At 44.7% G+C, this 21984-nt stretch carries 19 protein-coding genes; 8 read left to right on the top strand and 11 right to left on the bottom strand.

The annotated features are described in order from the left end of the window. The first annotated feature begins 106 nt into the window (after positions 1-106). On the top strand, positions 107-1027 hold the full coding sequence (locus ACRRS0_RS01865; RefSeq protein WP_432454904.1) for a LysR family transcriptional regulator: 921 nt from the start codon (positions 107-109) through the stop codon (positions 1025-1027). Here ACRRS0_RS01865 and ACRRS0_RS01860 read toward each other — a convergent pair. From ACRRS0_RS01860 to ACRRS0_RS01840, 5 genes are all read right to left on the bottom strand, one after another. Beyond that, on the bottom strand, positions 1024-1611 hold the full coding sequence (locus ACRRS0_RS01860; protein WP_432454905.1) for a DinB family protein: 588 nt from the start codon (positions 1609-1611) through the stop codon (positions 1024-1026). The two genes, ACRRS0_RS01865 and ACRRS0_RS01860, sit on opposite strands and share 4 nt — an antisense overlap. Next, positions 1568-2029 carry a GNAT family N-acetyltransferase gene (locus tag ACRRS0_RS01855; RefSeq protein WP_432454906.1) on the bottom strand — a complete coding sequence of 154 codons (462 nt, stop codon included), beginning with the start codon at positions 2027-2029 and terminating at the stop codon, positions 1568-1570. Before ACRRS0_RS01855 ends, ACRRS0_RS01860 begins: the two co-directional genes overlap by 44 nt. 112 nt (positions 2030-2141) lie before the next feature. Further along, positions 2142-2591 (bottom strand): inner membrane protein YiaA, encoded by a 450-nt coding sequence (gene yiaA / locus ACRRS0_RS01850; RefSeq protein WP_432456113.1) that lies wholly within the window; start codon positions 2589-2591, stop codon positions 2142-2144. A 133-nt stretch (positions 2592-2724) separates the two neighbouring features. Continuing rightward, complete coding sequence (locus ACRRS0_RS01845; RefSeq protein WP_432454907.1) at positions 2725-3528, bottom strand: DUF2145 domain-containing protein; 804 nt, start codon at positions 3526-3528, stop codon at positions 2725-2727. 31 nt (positions 3529-3559) lie between these two features. Beyond that, a complete protein-coding gene (locus ACRRS0_RS01840; protein ID WP_432454908.1) occupies positions 3560-3862 on the bottom strand; it encodes a hypothetical protein in 303 nt (100 codons plus the stop codon). Positions 3863-3975: 113 nt separating this feature from the next. Here ACRRS0_RS01840 and ACRRS0_RS01835 point away from each other — a divergent pair, with 113 nt between their 5' ends. From ACRRS0_RS01835 to ACRRS0_RS01825, 3 genes are all read left to right on the top strand, one after another. Then, on the top strand, positions 3976-4713 hold the full coding sequence (locus ACRRS0_RS01835) for a helix-turn-helix domain-containing protein (RefSeq protein WP_432454909.1): 738 nt from the start codon (positions 3976-3978) through the stop codon (positions 4711-4713). A gap of 469 nt (positions 4714-5182) precedes the next feature. Beyond that, on the top strand, positions 5183-6550 hold the full coding sequence (locus tag ACRRS0_RS01830; protein ID WP_432454910.1) for a hypothetical protein: 1368 nt from the start codon (positions 5183-5185) through the stop codon (positions 6548-6550). A gap of 177 nt (positions 6551-6727) precedes the next feature. After that, complete coding sequence (locus ACRRS0_RS01825; RefSeq protein WP_432454911.1) at positions 6728-8095, top strand: alpha/beta hydrolase; 1368 nt, start codon at positions 6728-6730, stop codon at positions 8093-8095. A gap of 113 nt (positions 8096-8208) precedes the next feature. Here ACRRS0_RS01825 and ACRRS0_RS01820 read toward each other — a convergent pair whose 3' ends face one another. After that, a complete protein-coding gene (locus tag ACRRS0_RS01820) occupies positions 8209-9126 on the bottom strand; it encodes an AEC family transporter (RefSeq protein WP_432454912.1) in 918 nt (305 codons plus the stop codon). A 215-nt stretch (positions 9127-9341) separates the two neighbouring features. On the opposite strand from ACRRS0_RS01820, the gene ACRRS0_RS01815 reads away from it, so the two are divergent. Further along, the gene (locus ACRRS0_RS01815; protein WP_432454913.1) at positions 9342-10886 is read left to right on the top strand and encodes an AbgT family transporter; all 1545 of its coding nucleotides are present in this window, start codon (positions 9342-9344) and stop codon (positions 10884-10886) included. An 85-nt stretch (positions 10887-10971) separates the two neighbouring features. Here the strand turns inward: ACRRS0_RS01815 and ACRRS0_RS01810 are convergent, their stop codons facing one another. From ACRRS0_RS01810 to ACRRS0_RS01790, 5 genes are all read right to left on the bottom strand, one after another. Next, positions 10972-12195, bottom strand: a complete 1224-nt coding sequence (locus tag ACRRS0_RS01810; RefSeq protein ID WP_432454914.1) for a glycoside hydrolase family 53 protein — start codon at positions 12193-12195, stop codon at positions 10972-10974. Positions 12196-12756: 561 nt separating this feature from the next. Then, positions 12757-13839, bottom strand: a complete 1083-nt coding sequence (locus ACRRS0_RS01805; RefSeq protein ID WP_432454915.1) for an ABC transporter ATP-binding protein — start codon at positions 13837-13839, stop codon at positions 12757-12759. A gap of 43 nt (positions 13840-13882) precedes the next feature. Further along, positions 13883-14695 (bottom strand): carbohydrate ABC transporter permease, encoded by an 813-nt coding sequence (locus tag ACRRS0_RS01800; protein ID WP_432454916.1) that lies wholly within the window; start codon positions 14693-14695, stop codon positions 13883-13885. A 1-nt stretch (position 14696) separates the two neighbouring features. Further along, positions 14697-15581 carry a carbohydrate ABC transporter permease gene (locus tag ACRRS0_RS01795; protein ID WP_432454917.1) on the bottom strand — a complete coding sequence of 295 codons (885 nt, stop codon included), beginning with the start codon at positions 15579-15581 and terminating at the stop codon, positions 14697-14699. A 75-nt stretch (positions 15582-15656) separates the two neighbouring features. Beyond that, positions 15657-16898: an ABC transporter substrate-binding protein gene (locus tag ACRRS0_RS01790; RefSeq protein ID WP_432454918.1), complete on the bottom strand. Its 1242-nt coding sequence runs from the start codon at positions 16896-16898 to the stop codon at positions 15657-15659. A gap of 370 nt (positions 16899-17268) precedes the next feature. Here ACRRS0_RS01790 and ACRRS0_RS01785 point away from each other — a divergent pair, with 370 nt between their 5' ends. The 3 genes from ACRRS0_RS01785 to iolB all read left to right on the top strand — a co-directional run bounded on the left by ACRRS0_RS01785 (position 17269) and on the right by iolB (position 21881). After that, positions 17269-18309 carry a LacI family DNA-binding transcriptional regulator gene (locus ACRRS0_RS01785; RefSeq protein ID WP_432454920.1) on the top strand — a complete coding sequence of 347 codons (1041 nt, stop codon included), beginning with the start codon at positions 17269-17271 and terminating at the stop codon, positions 18307-18309. Between the two features lie 403 nt (positions 18310-18712). Then, positions 18713-20449, top strand: a complete 1737-nt coding sequence (locus ACRRS0_RS01780; RefSeq protein WP_432454921.1) for an HD domain-containing phosphohydrolase — start codon at positions 18713-18715, stop codon at positions 20447-20449. A 613-nt stretch (positions 20450-21062) separates the two neighbouring features. Then, complete coding sequence (gene iolB, locus ACRRS0_RS01775) at positions 21063-21881, top strand: 5-deoxy-glucuronate isomerase (RefSeq protein WP_432454922.1); 819 nt, start codon at positions 21063-21065, stop codon at positions 21879-21881. The last annotated feature ends 103 nt before the right edge of the window (positions 21882-21984 follow it).

The following is a 21984-nucleotide window of genomic DNA, read 5'->3' as shown; positions in this document are numbered from 1 at the left end:
TTTTGTTCTAAATGATTAACAACTGCTGCAGTTTAATATCTAGGTTTTTCGTGATAAATAGCCAATAATGATGCATATTGTATCCAAATAGAGCACTAATAAGCTAATGGACAAACTCGATGCCATGCGCAGCTTCATTGAAGTGGCCAATACCCAAAGCTTCACTAAGGCCGCAGAGCAGCTTAACTTAAGCCGCTTACAAGTCTCACGACACGTGCAGGAGATAGAGGCCTGGTTAAAACAACGGCTATTACACCGCACCACCCGCAAGGTCAGCCTGAGCTCGGCTGGTGAAACAGCGCTGCGCCACTGTGAGCAGATCATCGCTCAAACGGTGGCGATGCAACTACAAGCTCAGCAACAAATTGGCCGCTTGATGGGCAGCATTCGGCTCACCGCCCCAGTCGCCTTCTCACAAAATATATTGCTGGATGTAGTCACCCAGTTCTGCCAGCGCCACCCTGAAGTCAATATCGACATCGTCGCTTCGGATCGCTTCACCCAACTGGTGGATGAGCGGGTAGACATAGCTTTTCGTTATACCCAAGCCCCCGATGAACAGTTGATCGCGCGCCGCCTGATGCGAGTGGACTCGGTCATTTGTGCCGCCCCCGCCTATCTGAAACAGTTTGGTCGCCCCAGCGACTTAAATGCCTTGAAACAGCATAATTGTTTGCTCCACCTCGGACATAAGCAATGGGAGTTTATTCGCCACCAGCAAAGCTATAAAGTGGAGGTTTCCGGTACCCTGCAAGCCAACGAAATGGGCCTGCTCCTGAATGCAGCGCTAAAAGGTCGAGGGATAATTTTACTGCCCTGCGATCAGGCGAATCCCTTGATCAGGGCTGGAAAGTTGCAGCCGATACTCAATGAGTACCACCTGCCACAGCACGCCTTATGGGCGGTGTATTTGTCGCGCAGCTATCAATCTCCACTGGTTCGACAATTTATCGATTTTGTTGCCGAACAATGGCAGCAAGATATATTAAGACTCGATGAAAGCGAGCTGCAGCGCTCCCAACATTAGTCTTCATTGACAATCAAGCTCAGCAGATCGGTCACTCCCACATCAATACCAAATTGCGACAAGAGGGTGCTAATTTGACCACGATGATGGGTTTGATGATTAAAAAAATGCAGGAGCAAACTGGCAAAATTCTTTTTGTAAGGCAGTCCTTTGCTATTGTGATAAAGCAGATGATGCTGCAAATCCGACTGGCGAATTTGCCCGATAAAATCAATAATCAGTTCATCCATCAACTCTCGGGCCTGCTGCAATTCCCCCAAATTCGAATACAGAATTTGCTGCAAACCGGTCGGCGCAGGCAGACTCAACACTGGCTGCAAGGCACGAAAAGCACTGGGATGTCGGGCAAAGCGCTGCAACCACAGGATGTCCCCGACCAAAATATGATTGAGCGTGGCAAAGATCGAACCAAAGTAGGCACCACGCTCTTGCTTTACGTCGTGTTGGCTCAATTGAGCAGCGCAAGCATAACACTGCCGATTCAGCTGCCGATTGTAGTTCGCCATTAAAACAAAGGCCTGCTGCATCACAATTCGCCCTTCACTGAACTGGCTCCAAAGGTAAGTGGTAGTGAATAAACTCACGATCGACCTGATAAGCTAAAGATTGATACAGCGCCTGTGCTCGATGGTTATCGGTGGCAGTGGCTAATTCAAGTGCCACCGCCTGGGTGGCTAAAGCATGCTGTTTTGCCGCATTCATCAATTGTGGCGCTATCCCCTGACCACGCGCCGCAGGGGTGACAAACAAATCATTGAGGATCCAGATCCGCGCCGCGTTAGTCGACGAAAAGCTAGGATAGAGCTGAGTAAACCCCAAGGCTCGCCCCTCAGCGGATAAAGCTACAAAAATCACCGACTGCTGCAGCCGCATCCGTTCGGCGATAAAATCGCGAGCCAAGTTTAAATCACTGTTTTGTTTATAGAAAACTCGATACTGGTCAAACAATTCGGCAACCGCTTCAAGCTGCGCCAAATCTGCCATGATCACTTGCACTGCCATGTTCATTCCTTCATTTAAAGCAAAGGGGCAAGCCGAAACTTCCCCTTCGGATCTGAGCTTAGCTGCTAAGCTAACCAGACATCACCCGCTTTGGCTAGTTTAATTCTCCACACTACGCCACTTCATCAGGCTGCGACTCTGAGCTGCTGCCCTCATCCTCTTGATTAAAATAAGCTAAGTCGCGGGTGTTTTTTTGCACCGATACCGCAGCAAATAAACTCAAACAAAAGGCCATGCCATAAAAACCTTTCTCACTCAGCGCTAAAGACGCATTAAACAAGCCAATGGCCAATAGAGCGATAGCCGCAGCCAAGGAAAACCAGCTGAGCGAGAAATAAATTGCAGTGACCTTGATACCCTCTAACTTATCACGCACCGACTTTTGCAAAGATACCGAAGAAAATAATCCGAATAACAAGAGGGTAAAGTAATAACCCTTTTCGTTGAGCTGCATCTCGGCATTCCATAGGCCAAGTAGGTAAGCCGCAGCACCAAGTAATAAGGCGGCCCAAGAGGCTGCAATAAAAGCAGCGCTGGGTTTTGGCAAGTGATGATGTTTCATGTCGCTTTTCTTCCTGAAATTAAATGGGCCCGGAACATGGTTGCTCTCTGGCTGATGAATTTGCGGTTCACTGTTGATGAATTGAGTCATAACGTCCCCTAAATTATACGAATTGTAGATTTAATCAATATATCTAAAGTAAAGGCTGATAAGCATCGTGCGGGTAGAGCACCACCGCATCCTGAATTAAATCTTTCTGCTGTAAGTAGCGAGCGATCGAAGTAAAGGTTGCGGTCTTTAACTTACCAGTATGATCTTTAGTCGTGACCTCATCGAGAAACAAACCGCCCATCAACAACTTAAAGCGATTGATTTTAAGCACCTGCGGTTTAAATTCGGCTTGAGCGTGTGCTTTCAGTTGCTGGCGGTTGGTGGTATCAAAAATTGCCGCGTTGAGCATATCCAAAGTATATTCAGTACAATTTTGAAACTGAGCATTATAAGGGTTAGCCAGTACCGAGTAGTTGGGATTATGCAAAGTTTGATAGCGATTATTGGCAATTAAGGCCAGCAAGCCCGCTTGTACTTCAGGCTTTGGGATCACAATGCCAGCTTTTAAACTATCCACTCCCCAGAAAAAATCCACCGGATAGTCGGTCACTAAACTGCTATGACCCAAGTCTCCCTGATTCTGGTAGAGATTATAGATAGCATAACCCTTGGTGGTTTCTCCCGAAGTGAGCTTCAACTGTGAATAAACGGCCAAAGCGGTATGAGTAAACTGGATCCCCTTGGGCAAATCTTTTTGCGGCCGCCCAACCCGACCAATGATGAACACATTGGCATGATGGGCGGCAGCGTATTTCTCGACCTGCTTGGAGAATTGAGCAATAGCTGCCGGTTCAAACTTCGCTTCATCGGCCGGCGCACTGCCGGCCAAACAATAACCGGTAAAGAACAACATTGAGACGATGACGAACTGTTTTAATATTTTCATTTTGAGCATCCTTGTTATTGAGAGCGGCAGACTAGTTACAACCCACGACGATGGCGTTACCAATCTCCAAAGGCACCGAGCTATCCGCCGACTCGGCTAAAGCCATACCGGATGCCAGTACCGCGCTACCAGCCACCACTGTTGAAGCCCCCACCACTACAATCGGGGTTGCCACTACGCTGGCAACCACTTGCCCGCTGCCCTGTAAACCATTTGAAGCGGCAAGGGCGGAGTGTTTCGCCGATTGAGTGAAGTGCTGTCCTGAGTCGGCAGCGGCAAGATTGAAACTACTTAAAGCGATACCGGTGATGAGCAGTGATTTCCATAATTTCATGATGTTTCCCTCTTGGTTAAGTTCGAATTAACAATAGGGATTAGTCTATTTACTGTAAACCTCGGCGTAATATGTTTAGTATGAGTGACCATTTAGTATAGTATTTATATACCATGAGCCAATTACAGCAGATCCGCGATACCCTCAAGCAAGTATTTAAGCAGCAAGGGTTCACCTATAAAGATGTCGCCCAGCGTTTGCATATGAGCGAAGCCAATATTAAGCGCATGTTTTCTACCAATAGTTTTTCTCTGGAGCGCCTGGAAGCAATGTGTCATATCGTTGATCTCAACCTGATCGATTTGTTTCTATTGGCCGATCAAGAAAAAGATAAGCTAAGTCAGCTCACCAGAGAGCAAGAACAAGAGTTGATGGATGACCACAAATTATTGCTGGTGGCGGTGTGTGTCCGCGATGGTTGGAGCTTTGACGAAATCATCAGCCGCTATCAGATCGACCAACACCAATGTATTCGCCTGATGGCCCGACTCGACAAGCTAAAGATGATCCAGCTGCTGCCGAACAATGCCTATAAACTGCTAATCGCTCAGGACTTTAGATGGATCAGTAACGGTCCGTTGGAGCGTTTCATGGAACAGCAAGTGCTGAACGAATTTATGAATTCTCGGTTTGAAGATGATGATAGCTTTCGTTTCTACCTGCGCGGTCACTATTCACCAAGCTCAATAGAAATCATTCGCCGTAAACTCAATCAACTCACCAAGGAAGCAGCGGCGCTCAATCAACAGGATGCCAGCCTGCCTTTAGATAAACGACGCCATACCGGACTGCTACTGGCGATGCGCCCTTGGGAAATCTCGATATTTGATCAACTGGAGAGGAAGTCATAAATAATCGCTCCACAACAACGATGCTTGTGTCGAGTGCCCTCATGGCTGCTATTTGGTCCCGAACCAAAGATCCGGTCGAATCGGCCTCACCGACGCTCGCGCGATGCCTGCCAAAATGCCCTTTCTCAGCAACAGTTTTAGCTGGCATATTAACCAAAGGGGGAACCAGGCAACACAAGCAAGCGTCGCTTCACAAAGCATATAACAATGGCTAGCCAAGTCTTCATTTTATTTGATAGGTTTATTTATATATGCTGGCTAGGCTCATCAATTGAGCGGTCAAGCCCATGAGTGCTATCCGCAAGCAATTCCATGGATGGAAGGAAGGCATGTTCGCTTAAGAGCTGTCGAGCTTCACCACAAACTTGGCCGCCAAGTTTGTCAATCGAAGCTGACAAAGCGATGTGAAACACATCTAGCCAACGGTTTTGAGCTGAGCTCAATAAGTCATACACAAGGACGGAAAATAATGAGTATTCTGAAGCTAATCAAACTATGTTTGCTTGCGGCACTAATGTCTGGTTGTGCAATCTCTAATGAAGGTGCCACCGACTACCGGTATTATAACCCCACCGACAATACTGCCGGAAAATACATCAAACCCAAAGATGTCAAGAACTCGCAGCTCGCCATCGGGGATGGCTTAGTTGTTTCAATCAAACAAATGTATATTCAAGAGTTTACCGAATGGCGTTCGCCACTCAGTGTGCTCCGTGGAGAACCTACGAATGGCGAGATAGCGATCGTAGTGAATGCCTTTGAACAAGGCACTGAAAGCTTAAACTTTGGCTCCAAGGGATTGGAGAATGCGCGAGTCGTTTTCTTTTCCGATGATGTAAGAGAGGGGCAAACGCTTAATTTTTCAAACTTAAGCACCATCTACGGGCCACTGAAATATAACGGTAATAATTTTGTCATTGATCTTTACATCGTCGAATTTGATAAGCCTGGCGAACAATTAAAGCAACTCATTAAAAACTTAAGTGAGTTAGGTTCGACTTTCTATCCACCAGCATCCCCCTTATCTGGAGCACTATCTCAGTTAGCTGGAAGTTTGGTGACCGACCAACAAGAAGATCGCGTTTTTCATTACACTTACGAGCTGAAACCAGTCGGCGGAGATCCAAACTTAGAAACCAGTATCTTGTTAACCGGAAATTATGCCTTCATAAGAGAAGATGATCGGCACAATATTACAAATTGGGCAGAGCTAAGCATCAACCCCAAAAATGGCCGAATCGTCTATAAAACCATAGAAAAAAAAGACGCCGACAATAAAATCATCAGCATCGATTGTAATGACCCAAGCAAAGAATCGCCTGCTGAATGTTTTTATACTGATAACACCTATATTGTTATAGAAGTTAATAAAGCAAGCTCCTCTCTCAAGAATGATACTCAGCAAATGGTTTATAAGGATTTAGTCAGCAATCTGGCGAGCACTTCGGCCGAACTTTACCGTACTGATTTACCAGAGACATTACTGAGCAATTTAGTTCAGGGCGTATCTGAGCTTCGAACATCAGAGCAAATTATCAGTGAATTAGAAATATTAAGCTCTGCTGACAATACCCTTGATAGTAATAATGCAGCACTGGCCAGCTTTCTTAATCTCTGGTTTTCGCTTGATCCGGCTAACCACAATGAATCAAGATATCAGCTGAATTCATTAGAACAGCAGCGGCTTGAACGAAAAATCGTCGCGCTGGTTGCGCAATGTACGCCGGATCAAAGTAAAATTGTTTCCACAATGACGCTGCTTAGAGACCGGGTCGCCGGACTGCCAACGGCAAGCAGCCAACAAGTCATCGACTCCCTGTCCTGCCACCACCAATAAGTGGCGACGACAAAAGCTAAGGGGATAGGCGCTTCATAACTCTTAGCGATTCAATGACTTTAGTTGCAAACTCACCGATTACAAAAAAATCAACTGCGACTAGGCTACTGAATTTTTTATCATTACAATAGAGCGCTATTAACTATCTATCAGCGCTCCCATTCGCGAAGGATCAGCATGAAGTATGTTCAAATTTGGCTCGGCAAACTTTTTTTGAGTAGCGCACTGTTGCTCTCAGGCCTTAGTCTGGCTCAAAGTGAGCCAGAAAACTGCGTTAATATTAATCAACGGCAAGCGCTGATTGAGCAATACATTGAGCAGGCACCCTATCGTCAGGCACGAGAAGGTGGCAGCGCTCACTTTAGCTACCAGCTGCAACAAAGCTATCCACAATACCTGGATTATGCACGTCAGGTTATCGCCGAGAGAAATCCACGCGCCAACATGCAATGCCCCCTTAGCACCACGACCTATCGTTGGCTGGCCAAACAACAACAGTGGCAAGGTAAAGCCAGCGTACAGCAGTTATTGGCACCATTTCAGCTGACTCACCCCAATAAGCAAAAGCTGGTGTTATTGATCCACGGCTTAACCGACTCGCCCTTTCATTTTCATGACTTAGCCTGGCAGTTTTACCAGCAGGGTTTTGATGTAAGAACGCTGCTATTGCCCGGTCACGCGACCGCTCCGTCCGATTTGCTAAAGGTCACTTATCAACAGTGGCAACAAGCGGCAGACTACGCCATCGAGCGCAGTCTCAAAGACTACTCACAGGTCTACCTCGGCGGTTTCTCTACCGGTGGAGCCTTAATTCTTAGCCATTTATTGGCCAACCCACAAAACGCGGCACAGGTTCAGGGGGTCATGTTATGGTCTCCTGCATCCAAAGCACACAGCGGCCTTGCCTGGCTGGCAAAATATGTGAGTTGGTTTAGTCGCTGGCTGGATAAAGAAGGCGATGTGGACTTCGCCAAATACGAATCCTTTGCCTATAACGCCGGGGCGCAGGTGAACGACTTGATGAACCATCTAAACAAGCAGCTTCGTAGCAATAAACGCTTACCCAATGTGCCACTGTTGGTGGTTGCCAGCGAGCAGGATCAAACCATCGATACCCGCGCGACCCTGGCCATTCTAGAGCAATGGCATCAGCCCGCCAAACGCAGTGCCACCGCTCAGGACATGCTGATTTATTATGGCGATCCGGCGAGCATTCCAGCTACTCTGGCCAAGGACTTAAGCATCAGCACGCCGCGTTGTGCCACCGCCTCTTGCGAAGCAATTCAAGGGATTGCCCATACCGCAACCATTAATGCGCCGAGCAATGCCCATTATGGGGAAAACGGCGACTATCGAAACTGTAGCCACTACCTCAAAGACCTAAAGCGCTACGCGCAGTGCAAGCAAGACAATGATGTGGTGAAGGGCGAAATAAGCGAACAGAACTTAAGCCGTAACCCCAAATTGCAACGGCTGAGTTACAACCCTTATTTCCAGCAAATGCTCGGCAGCATTCAACAATTTATTGCTGCGACTGAGCAATAACACAGCGCCAGATCTGAAGCCCGGCAGCGGCACCTTGGCTGTGCAAAACAGCAACATGAGAAACCGCATGCCATGGTCTCGGGTGGGTGGAACCCGCCCACCCGAGAGAACGCTTAAATCAACTGTAAAGAGGCCAGAGTCACCAAACCTACGCTCACACTAAGTGCACTAAACATCGTGGTGAAGGCCACAATTTCGCCGGCCACTTGGCCATGTTCAGTCATCTTGCTGGCCATCACATAACTAGCCGCCGCAGTAGGGGTGCCCATCATTAAGAACAGCAGGCCAATATCACTGCCACTAAACTGCATATACAGTGCAAGGGTCACCGCCAACAATGGAATAATAATCAGCTTACAGGCACTGGCCCAGAGCACTGGCGACAAATTACTTTTAAAACTCTGCCATTGCAGACTGGCACCGATGCAGATCAAAGCCAAAGGTAAGGTCATGTTGGCAAGATACTGACACGTTTTTGCTACAACATCTGGCAGTTGCAGCCCCAACGCCGAGCATAGCAGACCCGCCAAAATAGCAATGATCAGTGGATTCTTAAGCAAGCTACTGATGATACGGCTTCGCTTGGCACCCAATAGTGCAACCGACACCACATTAAAGGTCATCGTCATGAAAGCCAGGAATAACGCTGCTTTGGGTAAGACATCCATGCCATAAGCGTTGAGCACCATGGCAATGCCAATAATCCCCATATTGCCGCGAAAAGCCCCCTGAATAAACACACCTTGGCGTCCACCGCGCAGCCAGGGTCGACTGACAACAAACAGCAGCAGCACACTAGCCAGGGTAAATAGCACCCCCAATATCACCAGAGAGAAATCTAAAGAGTGGCTCAGGGGATTAGAAGCGGTGCTCAAAAATAGCAAACTCGGCAAGCTGATGTTAAACACCAGACTATTGCCTTGTTTGATGAAATTCTCATTCAACACTTCGCGACGGCGCAAAAACCACCCCAAACACAGCATTAAAATAATCGGACCGGTGGTCGAAAGAGCAAACATCCAATGTTGCATTGGTATTACCGCCTTAGCATATTATAAAAACAACTAAATAAGACACATTAAACCACCACTTAAACCACATACAGTTTTATTAACTCAAATCAAAGAAGAATACAGTGAATTAAACTAATTTATCGGCAATAGTTTTCTTTATGCCCAGTCAATCGGGTCCAATCACAACAAAATCAACTGAACCGAAGAGTTTAGAATATAACCTAGAGGTAAATATGAGTTCAACAACAGCCACTACCAAGGGTGGCGTCGCCCGCATGCTCGACACTGTAGAACGCGTTGGCAATAAACTACCGGATCCCGCAGTATTATTTTTAGGCGCCCTCATACTGGTGTGGGTGGTGTCTGCACTGCTCGCCAATGTCCAATTTTCTGAAATTGACCCACGCACCGGCCAAGCCATCTTTGTCAATAACTTATTAAACGGTGAAGCGCTTGCTGGCTTCTTGTCTGGCATGGTGACCACCTTCACCAGTTTTGCTCCGCTGGGTGTGGTACTCGTTGCCATGTTAGGCGTAGGGGTTGCCGAGCATTCTGGCTATATTAATGCTGGTTTAAAAATGATGCTCAAGGTCACGCCGAAACAGCTGCTGACGCCTTCTATCGTGTTAGTCGCAATCATCAGCCATACCGCAACCGATGCCGGTTATGTACTGGTGATCCCACTGGCTGGGGTGATCTTCTATGCCGCTGGACGCCATCCGCTGGCTGGCATCGCCGCCGCATTTGCAGGCGTGAGTGGTGGCTTCTCGGCAAACTTTATTCCATCGGCGATCGACCCGCTACTACAAAGCTTTACTCAGAGCGCGGCGCAGGTTTTGGATCCAGCGATTCAAATCAACCCGCTCAATAACTGGTTTTTCTCCTCGGCCTCCAGCCTGCTGATCATCTTAATTGGCTGGTATCTGACCGATAAGATCATCGAGCCGCGCCTCAAAGATACCCCAGTGGATGGCGATCCGGAAGATATCCCTCGCTTCGATGAAATCACCCCAAAAGAACGCTTTGCCTTTAAAGTTTCATCGGCGGTGATGTTTGCAGGCTTAGCAGGCTTATGGGCAGTCTCGGCCCCTGAAAGCTCTCCACTACGCTCAGCCAGCGGCTCACTGGTCGAATTCTCGGCGCCATTAATGCAGTCAATCGTACCGCTAATTTTCTTACTGTTCATTATTCCCGGCACCGTCTTTGGTTTTATCGTGGGGAGTTTTAAAGACTCTCGAGACGTGATCCAGGCCATGAGTAAATCGATGAATGGCATGTCTTACTACATTGTAATGGCCTTCTTCTGCGCACTCTTTATCGCCGCCTTCAGCCAATCTAACATTGGTGCTCTGATGGCTCTGAAGGGTGCCGATACGCTCAAACAGCTGGCCTTGCCTAGCGGTGTGACCGTGGTGGGAATGATCCTCTTAGTCGCTTTTGTGAACTTGTTTGTGGGTTCTTCTTCGGCGAAATGGGCGCTGATCGGGCCAATTCTGGTTCCGATGTTAATGCAACTAAACATCTCACCCGACTTAGCTCAGGCGGCCTACCGAGTCGGAGACTCTTCATCCAATATCATTACGCCCTTAATGCCTTACTTCCCACTGGTGGTCGTATACTGCCAGCGTTATGTGAAAGGCACCGGCATCGGAACGCTGATGTCACTGATGCTGCCTTACAGTCTGGTGATGCTGGTGGTATGGACAGCATTTTTACTCATCTACTGGGGACTGGGTTTACCTCTGGGCTTACAAGCAAGCTACAGCTACGGCCTGTAGCTCTCAAACTTTAGATATAACAAAGGCGACCCTATGCATGGGCCGCCTTTTATATTCAGAGGCATGTCACACGCGTAACTAGATTTTATTGACCACTAAATACGTCTATGGAAGGCAATACGTTACCTTCAAAGTCGAACATATTTTGGTTGTCCCAGTTATTTCCTTCATACCAAACATCATTATTATATTCCATGCCGGCAGCAGTCGCCCAAGTTACGCCCTTCACTGGCAGCACCGCAGGTTCCCAATAGAACATACCTAAACCTTGTTGCTTGTCCAAAGTGTCAAGCATATTCATTAGATCGGCTAAAAACTTAGCTTGGCCTTCAATGGAAGCCTCATAACCGTCCACCAAATTACTTGCAGTAAAGGTATTCTCTAAGTCATCACCATTATCTAAAGTAAATGCGTAAGCCGTTTCAACCACCATCACTGGCTTACCCGTTTCCGAAATTCCCGCTTCTAAAACTGACTTTAAGTTACTGAGCGAACCATGCCAATAGGGATAATAAGACACCCCCATAATGTCAAAGTCGATGCCATAAGCGACAGCCTCTTTAAACCACCAATCGATCTGGTCTTGAGGATTGGCAATATGCAAGATGATCTTCACAGTTTCGTCTTGCTGATAAGCGGCCCGCACAGCGTTCGCGCCGGCATCAAATAATGATAAGGTTTGATCCCAGCCAGCTTTCCAAATATAACCATAAGGCCATAACATACCGCTATTGGTTTCGTTACCGACCTGCACCATATCCGGCATCACGCCAGCAGCACGGTGAGCAGCCATCACTTCCGTCGTATAAGAACCCACTTTGGCAACCAGCTGAGAATAATCGAGATTTTTCCAAGCTTTTGGCATCGTCTGATGACCAGGGTCGGCCCAAAAGTCGCTGTAGTGAATATCCAACAGATATTGCATCCCTAAAGCATGGGCTCTTTTTCCCATGTCGATGGCCTGAGCCAAAGTGCTGGTACCGCCACCGTACGCTTCTCCATCTTGATTGAAAGGATCGACCCAAACACGCATTCGAATCGCGTTTAATCCATGTTGTTGCATAATCGCTAAAGGATCGGTTTGCACACAATTGTCAAAGTATTTGCCTCCATGCGCTTCCACCGAAGGAACATAAGAAACATCAGCCCCTTTGATAAACCCAGAGTGCAGACTAGGCTCCGGAATAGAGAGTTCCCCAAAGTCCACCTCACACCTTGCGGCCTCCTCAGTCGAACTCGACCCACAAGCAACCAAAAATAAGCTGGCTAGCACTACGACAAGCCAATAAAACTGTTTTCCTATTTGCATACTTCATCCCAAGCATCAGCATACAGTCTCGGTTGAATCCAACATCTAAGATTCAGATAACTATAGCTGTCCATTTAAATTTGAATACACGTACACTATCTAAATAACTTCGCATCTAATGATTAAAATTAAACACTATTAGCCATGCACACCTAATTAAAAATCGATTAAATCTTACCTTAATGAAAATAAAATATAACATCATTCACAATATAAAAATTCAAAACACAAGCTTTAGCAAAGTTATATAAAATAGATGGTAAAAATTTACCGGCATTATTAAGCTAGGATCTACTTTAAAATTCATATTTTAAGAAACGCTATTTCAATAACAGGCAATAAAATATGAATGGGTTGAAGCACGCACTTTACAAATCAATCAAAAAAACCAATAAAACATCTATTTAAATATCTTGTTAGTGATTATTATGAAATTTAGCCACACCATCAGATTAAAAATAAAAAAAGACCCTACATTATGATTGAAGGGCCAAAGACAAAAAGGATTAAACCAATAAAATATAAATCACGGGACTTAAGAAATATTAACAAAGGGGCTATTTATATTCGAACACCATCCTTATCAAACAAATGACATTCATTACTATTAAATGTCAAATTGAAGTTATCATTCTTTTCAGATAATTCTCGGTCACGAGGTAAGTGCACTTTAAAATGTTCAACACCACAAGCTTGACCAAACATATAAGTACTATTACCCAACCTCTCAACTAAATCACACTGAAAACGAAAACGAACATCCCCTTCTCCTTCGACTTCTAAATGTTCTGGACGGATCCCTAATTTAACACCTTGACCCGGATGAACATTCGCAGTATTTATTACGATAAGTAATTGCTGCTTATCCAAAGTACTTAAAGTGACATGATCACCATTCACTTGTTCAACACGAGCCGGAATAAAATTCATCTTGGGTGAACCGATAAACCCTGCAACAAATTGATTCGCCGGACGATGGTATAAATCCATTGGTGTTCCAACTTGTTCGATATTGCCATCTTTTAAGACCACAATTTTGTCGGCCAATGTCATCGCTTCCACCTGATCATGAGTCACGTAGATCATGGTGGTTTTTAGTTTTTTATGTAGCTTGGATATTTCGATCCGCATATCCACTCGCAATTCTGCATCAAGGTTAGAAAGCGGCTCATCAAATAAAAATACCTTAGGGTCGCGCACTATAGCCCGGCCAATCGCCACTCGCTGACGCTGCCCTCCAGATAATTCTTTCGGCTTACGTTCCAGTAAATGACTGATTTGCAAAACTTCAGCAGCCTCAGCAACTAATTTATTGACCTTATCTTTAGGATGCCCATTCATCCGTAGGCCAAATCCCATGTTTTGCTCAACGCTGAGATGAGGATAAAGAGCGTAAGACTGAAACACCATTGCCACACCGCGCTCAGAGGGATCCTTTTGGTTGACCAAGTCCTGACCAATATAGATATCTCCATCGCTGATCGATTCCAAGCCGGCAATCAATCGCAGCAGCGTCGACTTACCACAGCCCGATGGTCCAACAAAGACCACAAACTCACCATCCTCAACCTGTAAATCTATGCCATGAATAGTTTCAAGCTTACCAAAACGTTTGATGACTTTTTTTAACTGTATATCAGCCATAATAAATCCTATCTTTTAATCCTAAATGCTTGGAGTACACAGCCTACTTAACAGCCCCAGTCATACTCGCCACAAACTGTTTCTGCATGGCAAAGAAAATAAATAAACTCGGTAAGGTAGAGATAACCGTTGCTATCATGATCAAACCGAAATCTGGGGTATAAGCAGAAATAAAACCAGACAACACCAAATTAATTGTTTTCAACTCGCTCGATTGCAACACAATCAGCGGCCACAAAAAGGCATTCCACGAAGCCATAAACACAATAATGAAGGCTGCGGCATAACTAGACTTCATGATTGGCATATACACAAAGGTAAAGATTTTCCACTCCTTTACACCATCGACCCTAGCCGCATCAATCAATTCTCGGGGGAAAACTTTAGTGCACTGACGAAAGTAGAAGATGATAAAGGCACCGGATACCGTTGGTAAAATTACCGCAAAATGGGTATTCAATAACCCAGCCTTAGCAAACATAGTGAACAAGGGGATCATTAATGCGGCAAAAGGGATCATCATGGTTGCCAACAACGCGACATAAACGCGATCTCGAGCCTTACTTTTAAAAACTTCGAAGGCATAACCCGCCAACGAACAAATCAGTAAAGTAAAGATAGTGCTAAGAATGGCGATTTTACTGGTGTTCCAAAAAACCCGAGCAACATCAATCTGATCCGTTAAGTTGTTGAAATTGACCATCAGCTGATCGCCAAAGCTCAATTTACCACTATTGATCTGTGAGCTACTGTTAGTACTAGACACCAGCATCCAATAGAAAGGAAACAAAGAAACAAAGGTCATCACAATTAAAAAGCCATACATTGCGATACGACCAAATCGAAATTTAATCAAATTATTTATCCTTAGCGACTTTAAATTGGATCAATGCAAGCACAGCAGCAAAAGTAACAATCACGTAAGATACGGTTGCTGCATAACCAAAGTTAGGCACAAACTTAAACGATAAGTTATAGATGTACATCGACAAGGTCATCGTCGAATTTGCAGGCCCGCCACTGGTGATGTTAACCACCTCATCAAAGAGTTGCAGAGTCCCTATGGTCGAGGTAATACTGGTAAACAAAATCACAGGTTTTAATAAGGGGATAGTAATAAAGAAAAACTGTTTAATAGGGTTAACCCCGTCAATTCTTGCCGCTTCATAAATGGACTTATCGATATTTTGCATCGCCGCCAAATAGAAGATCATGTTGTAACCCGTCCAACGCCAAGTAATCGCGATAATAATGGTCACTTTTGCCCAAAACGGATCCGATAACCACGGGATTGGGTCGGCAATAATCCCAGTCCATAACAGAGCGACATTCAGTACACCATCAAAACCAAACATGCTCTTAAACAAAATCGAATAGGCTACTAATGATGTCACACAGGGTAAAAATATCGCGAGTCGAAACCAACTACGAAATTTCAATTGAGGAGCGTTTAAACAAGATGATAAAGCTAGCGATAACAGGATCATGATCGGCACCTGCACCACTAAGAAGATTAAGGTGTTACATAAAGCTTGCTTAAATACGGGGTCATAAAATAATCGAATAACATTACCGAACCCGACAAACTTAGTCACCACCCCCTTACCCGAATGGAGAGATAACCATAACGAGCTTACGATGGGGTACAAAGTCATCAATGCCACTAAACCCACGGCAATACTTACAAATAGCCAGCCATTAATATCGTACATACGATGGAGCTTGGCTTGTGTTCTAGACATCGAAACACCTTCCAGAAAAAAGCGACTTAAAAGTTGAATGCGAAGGCCACGAAAGTGACCTTTTAACCGCCTTACTTATTGAATTTGGTACTTAAGATTATTATTTAAGCTTTCCAATATCTCATCTACTGGCGTACCAGAAAGTAATGATGGGATCAGAGCCGACAAAGCATTGTCCACTTCTTGGGTATACATACCGTAAGGTACTTTCGGGATCTGAGCGACCCACTTGGAAAAGTCGCCATAGACTTTTTGTCCGCCAAAGAAGGCATCATCGACTTGGTAGGCTTTACCCGTTTTAGCTGGCAAATAAGTACTTAAAGCCCCCCGCTCAACTAACAATTTCTGGTACATATCAACATCGCCACCAAAGGTTTTATCCAAAAAGTCGATGGCCAATTGAGGCTGTTTACCCGCACTCAATACGTACCAGCTAGAACCACCTTGGTTAGAAGCATGAACGGAATTGGCCAGATTCAATTTAGGGATCGGTGCGACACCCCATTGACCAGATTGGCTGGCTTCACTTTTCACTGAGCCAATCATCCACACGCCAGAAGTCACCGAAGCAACCTTGCCGCTGTTGAAGCTACCCACAAAATCAGACCAGCCCGATACCGGACGAACAATTTTTGCATCATGGATCGCTTTCACTGTTTTCAATGCTTCTTTTAAAGCCTTGTTATGCAAAATGTTCAAACTACCATCATGATTAAAGAACCACTCGCCACCCGACTGCATCAAAATATGGATAAACACGGTGTCTTGAATATCAAACCCCATCATATATTTGCCTGTGGTTTGCTTCACTTTCTTACCGATATCGATGTACTCATCCCAACTGATACTTTGCAAATCATCGGCACTGATTCCCGCCTGCTTCAACAAGTCACGGCGATAAAACAACCCCGCTACCCCTGAATCAAAAGGCAAGCCATACACGTCTTGACCAACAGTCATCACTTCGACTTTGTAAGGTGCAAATTGACGATAGTCAACCACCGACTGCATAGCTTGAAACGAACCGGGGTAGGCATTCAAATATTTTTGAGCGTTGTAATCTTCGATCAATACAATATCAGGTAGGGCAGACGTCACGCCCGAGGCTAGCATGGTGTGTAATTTTTGCTCCACATCTTCTTTACCTGAAGCAATCACATTTAAGGTAAAATCAGGATGATCTTTTTGATAAACGCTTGCCGCTTCCTTCAATGCTGCAACGTTAAAATTAGGATCCCAAGCCCATGCCGTAATTTCAGTGGCTTGAACACTACAGCTAGCTAAAGCTGCAATACTTAATAGTTGCAAACGATTCATCTCTCCAATCTCCATACTGAATGACAATGGTGGTAACGTTTACATTATTAAGCTTACGATGAGTGCTTACAACATCTAGCAAATTTCATTTCGGCCTAAAAGCGCGTGGCATCACATCTTTTGTAGTTTTTATGCGAAATATAAAACAAGAACGGCAATTCACAGGTAAAAATTTACTAAATTTTACCTCCAACTGAGAAACACAACAAAATGCCAACAAATAACCAACAAACATGCTGTTCTATCACTCGAAATAAGATAATTTATTTGGCGAGGGGGAATCAACTTGGAACCCACCACTAGTTTAATCGTATACTGCTACCTCTAGAGCAATCCGCTAGATATCTGAAGTATTCTAAGAGATTAAAATATGGCAAAACTCAGCGATATCTCGAAAATGACCGGAGTTTCACCGTCAACGGTGTCGCGCGTCATTAATCAAGATCCAACCTTATCGATTAGTCATGACAAACGTGAAAAAATATTAGAGGTAGCCGCCAACCTAGCTTACCTTTCACCTAGGCAGCGTAGACAAAACCAACCCGAGCAGCAACGTATTATTGCTCGGGCCAATTACCAACGCGGCCACCAAAGCCCAATTCAACTGTGCGTGGTTTATCATCATTCCGCCGAGCAAGAGTTAGATGACCCCTATTTCACCTATATTCGCCTTGGTCTAGAACACAAATGCCAAATGCATGACATCACGCTTAAACGAGTATTTAAAAAAGACTTATCGAAGCATGAACGGGAACTGAGCCAGTCAAATGGCGTGATTTGTGTCGGTAACTTTACCGATGCAGAGATCGACTATATATTGTCGCTTAATGCCCAGTTGGTCTGCGTTGATTATTCCCCCAACGCATTAAATGTCGATACGGTCTTATGTGATCGAACCAAAGCTGCTGAATTCGTGGTCAACACCATGCTGAAAAATGGCACGCAACGGCCAGCCTTTATTGGTAATCAAGATGAGCGACTCCAAGTTTTTAGAGCTTTAACCCAACAACAAGGGCTCTACGATGCCGCACGCTGCATCGTCAGTGAACGCTTTTGTATCGACTCTGGTTTTGATGGCGTGAACAAAATGTTAAGAAGTTGTACAGCGCCCGATATACTATTTGCTGCAACCGATATTGTCGCAATGGGCGCGATTAAGGCGATTCATCAACATGGAATAAGGATTCCTGAAGATATTCAAGTAATTAGTATTAATGACATCCCAAGTGCAGAACATCTACATCCCAGTTTATCCACCTTACGACTCTACCCCCACGATATGGGAGAAACGGCAGTATCACTGCTGCTTGAACGGTTCGAAGGGCGGTGCGTGAGTAAATCAGTGATCGTCGGTTTTCAATTTATTTGGCGTGATAGTTTTTTGAAAAACAAAAGTAATAAGTCTAAATAGACGTTTCAATCCGGCATAAAGCCAACAAAAAGGAAAACGATTACCCCGAATGTATCATCCATTTGAATAAAATTGTAACCTTCACGCTGAGAAGAGAACTAATTTTGAGTCATAAATAACAAATGACTGCAAAAATTGTAAGACTTTGATATAGCTTTTATTCTTCAGTTAAAAATAGCTTGCTCAAGTCGATTTATACTGAGATATTAAATTGATAATACAAATCGTCAGTCTTGTTCATGCATGAAAACCGTCGATTTTAATCAGTAAACCGTTAACTAGAGACAAAGCTCCCATTTTCAGGGATATTGATTCGCTGAGTGAGGCATTAGTCATATGCACTGCTGAATCAGCACCTATGTGCCTTTCATTGACCACACTAAGTTATAAGGAGACAACTTAAGTGAAGGAGCTTCTGCGCTATTGTTTGCTACTGACTCTCTGTCTTGCCTGCCCAACCAGCTACGCCGCAGAAGGAAAGCAGCACATTCTGGTATTACATTCTTATGACTCAGATTATGAATGGACCCGAGAATTTCAACGAGGCATTAGAGACGCAGCCGATGCTGCAACCCACCCACTTAAGCTATCCGTCGAGTATATCGATAGTAAACGTTTATACTCCCAAGCCTACTATCAGAAACTAAAAGAATATCTGGCAATAAAGTACCAAAATTATCATTTTGACGGAGTACTGCTTACCGACGATAACGCCCTTCGCTTTTTCAAGCGTTTAGATATTCCCAATCTGAAAAATCTACCCACCGTTGCGGCAGGCATTGGTGATTTCGAAGCCACTCTCAGCCCGACCACAAACAAAGGTACCGTCCTTTTTGAACTCGACAATATTCAAGAAAATTTAGCACTCATTATTAGACTCAGGCCTAAGTTGAAACAACTTTATTATCTGGCTGATTCCGGGGTTTCCTCTGAGCTATTAAGAACGCGCATTATGACTGCCTTAAAAGGCTTACCCAACTTAAAATTAGTCGAAATAAGGGATAAAACGCTGCAACAAACCAGCAATATTCTCGCTCAGATATCCCCTGATGATGCAGTGTTATTAACTCACTTTAATACCGAAGTGAGCAACAACATTTATCATGGCTATACCAAGACCGCACTAGAACTATCCGCAGCTAGCAAAGCCCCTATATTTGTACTTTGGAACTTTTACCTCAAAGGAGATGTATTAGGAGGCTACGTCAACGGCTCCTACAAGCAAGGCGTGCAAATGCTGGATATTTTGGGGCGACAATTGCCAAAACCAGTTAAGACCCCCATCGAAGTAAACTCCGATCAAGCGCCAGTATTTCAATACCACGCCTTAAAAAAATACCAAATCGACGAATCATTATTGCCAACAAACTCAAAGGTAATCGGTCGACCGATTTCATTTTGGGAACGCAATCACCTGCTGTTTTTTATCGCGGGTAGCATTATCTTTGCTCTCGTTTTAGTGATTGTGCTACTCAGTTATCTGCTTAAACGTCGCCAAGAAATGAGTAAAAAAGATAAGCAGATCGTTAACCTACAAAGCCAAACACTGCAGATCCAAAAGAAATTAATTCATGTGCTAGGTAACTCGATTGAAACCCGCTCGGGGGAAACAGGCAACCATGTGAAGCGAGTGGCCAAACTTTCGGCTCACCTCGGTAAACTGATAGGGCTTTCGGCCAGAGATTGCGAAGTATTAGAAATTATTAGCCCGATGCACGATGTAGGAAAAATTGGTATTCCAGAAGCGATTTTAAATAAACCTGGGCGGCTCAGCGCTGAAGAAAGATCATTAATGGAGACCCATACCCAAATTGGCTACCAACTGCTACATAATGACGATGGCGATATCATTGCGTTGGCGGCCATTGTCGCGCTAGAACATCACGAACATTGGAATGGCAACGGTTATCCACATAAAAAGTCAGGAGAAAAGATCCATATTTACTCCAGAATTACGGCGATTGCTGATGTATTCGACGCATTAAAAAGCCAACGTTGCTATAAAGATGCCTGGCCTCTCGAACAAGTCATCGAGTATTTCGAACAAAGTAAAGGTGCACAATTTGACCCAAACTTGATTGATCTTTTTCTAGAGAACATTGATGAATTTGTGTCGATACGAAATCTATATCCCGACTAAGGCATTAAGGCAGCGCCTTCAGCGGAAACATAATCTTAAATGAGGCTCCTTTCCTAGGATAGGGCTACAACGGATTTTTCCTTGTAGTCCTATCACTTCACCGATGTAGCTATAAAGATTGAAGCAACTCAGCTCTTCGCCCGAGACATCAACTGCAAGCTGTTTAAAGCCACTGAGCTTTCAAAGGAATCTCAAGAGCTAAATAATCTGCTTCGCCAATTTAAATTAAAGCGCTAAACAACGAAACGAATACGCAACAAGCCAGCTGTTATACAAGGTGGCTTGCTCAGCCTCAATGTAACTTCCTGTCCATGGTTTAATATTCTCCTGTCAATTCCCTGAGTTTAATCGATGGTCAAGGCCGCCAATTTATACCGCACCTTAAACAGCACTATGCCGCTAGCCCATCCTTCGTTGTTTACACCAACCATCGATAGATGCGCTTCAAGCAATCGCCAATCAAATCGGCGCTAACAAATGTGGTGGCTTTGTTTAAAACTTGTTAAATAGCCCACAAAAAATCATCAAATACAAAATTAACAATGAAATTTTAATTCCATATGGCTAGAGTAATGAAAAATACATTTTATCTTAATCGATGGAGTATTCACTTATGCCTCGCTTGTTATCTAAATATCAACCCCACAACAATCAAGGATTAGTCCAAGAGATCACCCCCCAATCGGCAGGCTGGCAATATGTTGGTTTTAAAGTCTATGAACGGCAACGGGGTGAATCGTTTACCCTAGACGCAAGCGACAATGAAAAATGTTTGGTGTTGGTCTCTGGGCGGGCAACCATCAAAACCCCACAACAAACCTTCGCTAATATTGGCGACCGTATGAGTCCCTTTGAAAAGAAAAAACCCTATGCTGTCTATGTCGCTATCAACGAAGCGGTGACCATTGTTGCGAATAGCAAGCTTGAGTTGGCTGTCTGCGAAGCACCCGGAAAAGGAAATTATCCAACACGACTGATCACACCAGCGCATATTGATGCAGAGCATCGAGGCCAAGGCAGAAATCAACGTTATGTTCACAATATTCTCCCCGATAGCAAAGAAGCCGATAGCCTGCTAGTGGTAGAAGTTTACACCGAAGAAGGTTGTACCAGTTCGTATCCCAGCCATAAGCACGATCAAGATGCCGAGCCTAACGAAACCTATTTGGAAGAAACCTACTATCACCGCCTCAATCCACCGCAAGGCTTTTGCATGCAACGAGTTTACACCGATGATCGTGAGCTCGATGAATCTATGGCAGTCTATGACAAAGACGTGGTGATGGTGCCCAAGGGTTATCATCCGGTAGCGACAATTGCTGGCTATAACAGTTACTACTTAAATGTAATGGCAGGACCCACTCGAAAATGGTTATTTGCATGGGAAAAAGATCACGCTTGGATTAACTCTGCAAGCTATGTCAGCGCATAACTCGAGGCGACAATGAAGCTTCAATTAATTTATGTAAGGCCCCATTACCCAAACGTAAACCCGCTCAATTATGTTCAACGGTGGGTTTTCTTCTGTCACACCC

This window comes from Agarivorans sp. QJM3NY_29, from assembly GCF_050870835.2.
Lineage (GTDB): Bacteria > Pseudomonadota > Gammaproteobacteria > Enterobacterales > Celerinatantimonadaceae > Agarivorans.
The sequence above is the reverse complement of the archived record's forward strand: the minus strand, read 5'-3'. Positions and strand labels throughout refer to the sequence as shown.

Excerpts from the sequence above, each read along its gene's own strand:
- ACRRS0_RS01865 (WP_432454904.1), top strand. The coding sequence starts at position 107 with ATGGACAAACTCGATGCCATGCGCAGCTTCATTGAAGTGGCCAATACC.
- ACRRS0_RS01855 (WP_432454906.1), bottom strand. The coding sequence starts at position 2,029 with ATGGCAGTGCAAGTGATCATGGCAGATTTGGCGCAGCTTGAAGCGGTT.
- yiaA (WP_432456113.1), bottom strand. The coding sequence starts at position 2,591 with ATGAAACATCATCACTTGCCAAAACCCAGCGCTGCTTTTATTGCAGCC.
- ACRRS0_RS01845 (WP_432454907.1), bottom strand. The coding sequence starts at position 3,528 with ATGAAAATATTAAAACAGTTCGTCATCGTCTCAATGTTGTTCTTTACC.
- ACRRS0_RS01840 (WP_432454908.1), bottom strand. The coding sequence starts at position 3,862 with ATGAAATTATGGAAATCACTGCTCATCACCGGTATCGCTTTAAGTAGT.
- ACRRS0_RS01835 (WP_432454909.1), top strand. The coding sequence starts at position 3,976 with ATGAGCCAATTACAGCAGATCCGCGATACCCTCAAGCAAGTATTTAAG.
- ACRRS0_RS01830 (WP_432454910.1), top strand. The coding sequence starts at position 5,183 with ATGAGTATTCTGAAGCTAATCAAACTATGTTTGCTTGCGGCACTAATG.
- ACRRS0_RS01825 (WP_432454911.1), top strand. The coding sequence starts at position 6,728 with ATGAAGTATGTTCAAATTTGGCTCGGCAAACTTTTTTTGAGTAGCGCA.
- ACRRS0_RS01820 (WP_432454912.1), bottom strand. The coding sequence starts at position 9,126 with ATGCAACATTGGATGTTTGCTCTTTCGACCACCGGTCCGATTATTTTA.
- ACRRS0_RS01815 (WP_432454913.1), top strand. The coding sequence starts at position 9,342 with ATGAGTTCAACAACAGCCACTACCAAGGGTGGCGTCGCCCGCATGCTC.
- ACRRS0_RS01810 (WP_432454914.1), bottom strand. The coding sequence starts at position 12,195 with ATGCAAATAGGAAAACAGTTTTATTGGCTTGTCGTAGTGCTAGCCAGC.
- ACRRS0_RS01805 (WP_432454915.1), bottom strand. The coding sequence starts at position 13,839 with ATGGCTGATATACAGTTAAAAAAAGTCATCAAACGTTTTGGTAAGCTT.
- ACRRS0_RS01795 (WP_432454917.1), bottom strand. The coding sequence starts at position 15,581 with ATGTCTAGAACACAAGCCAAGCTCCATCGTATGTACGATATTAATGGC.
- ACRRS0_RS01790 (WP_432454918.1), bottom strand. The coding sequence starts at position 16,898 with ATGAATCGTTTGCAACTATTAAGTATTGCAGCTTTAGCTAGCTGTAGT.
- ACRRS0_RS01785 (WP_432454920.1), top strand. The coding sequence starts at position 17,269 with ATGGCAAAACTCAGCGATATCTCGAAAATGACCGGAGTTTCACCGTCA.
- iolB (WP_432454922.1), top strand. The coding sequence starts at position 21,063 with ATGCCTCGCTTGTTATCTAAATATCAACCCCACAACAATCAAGGATTA.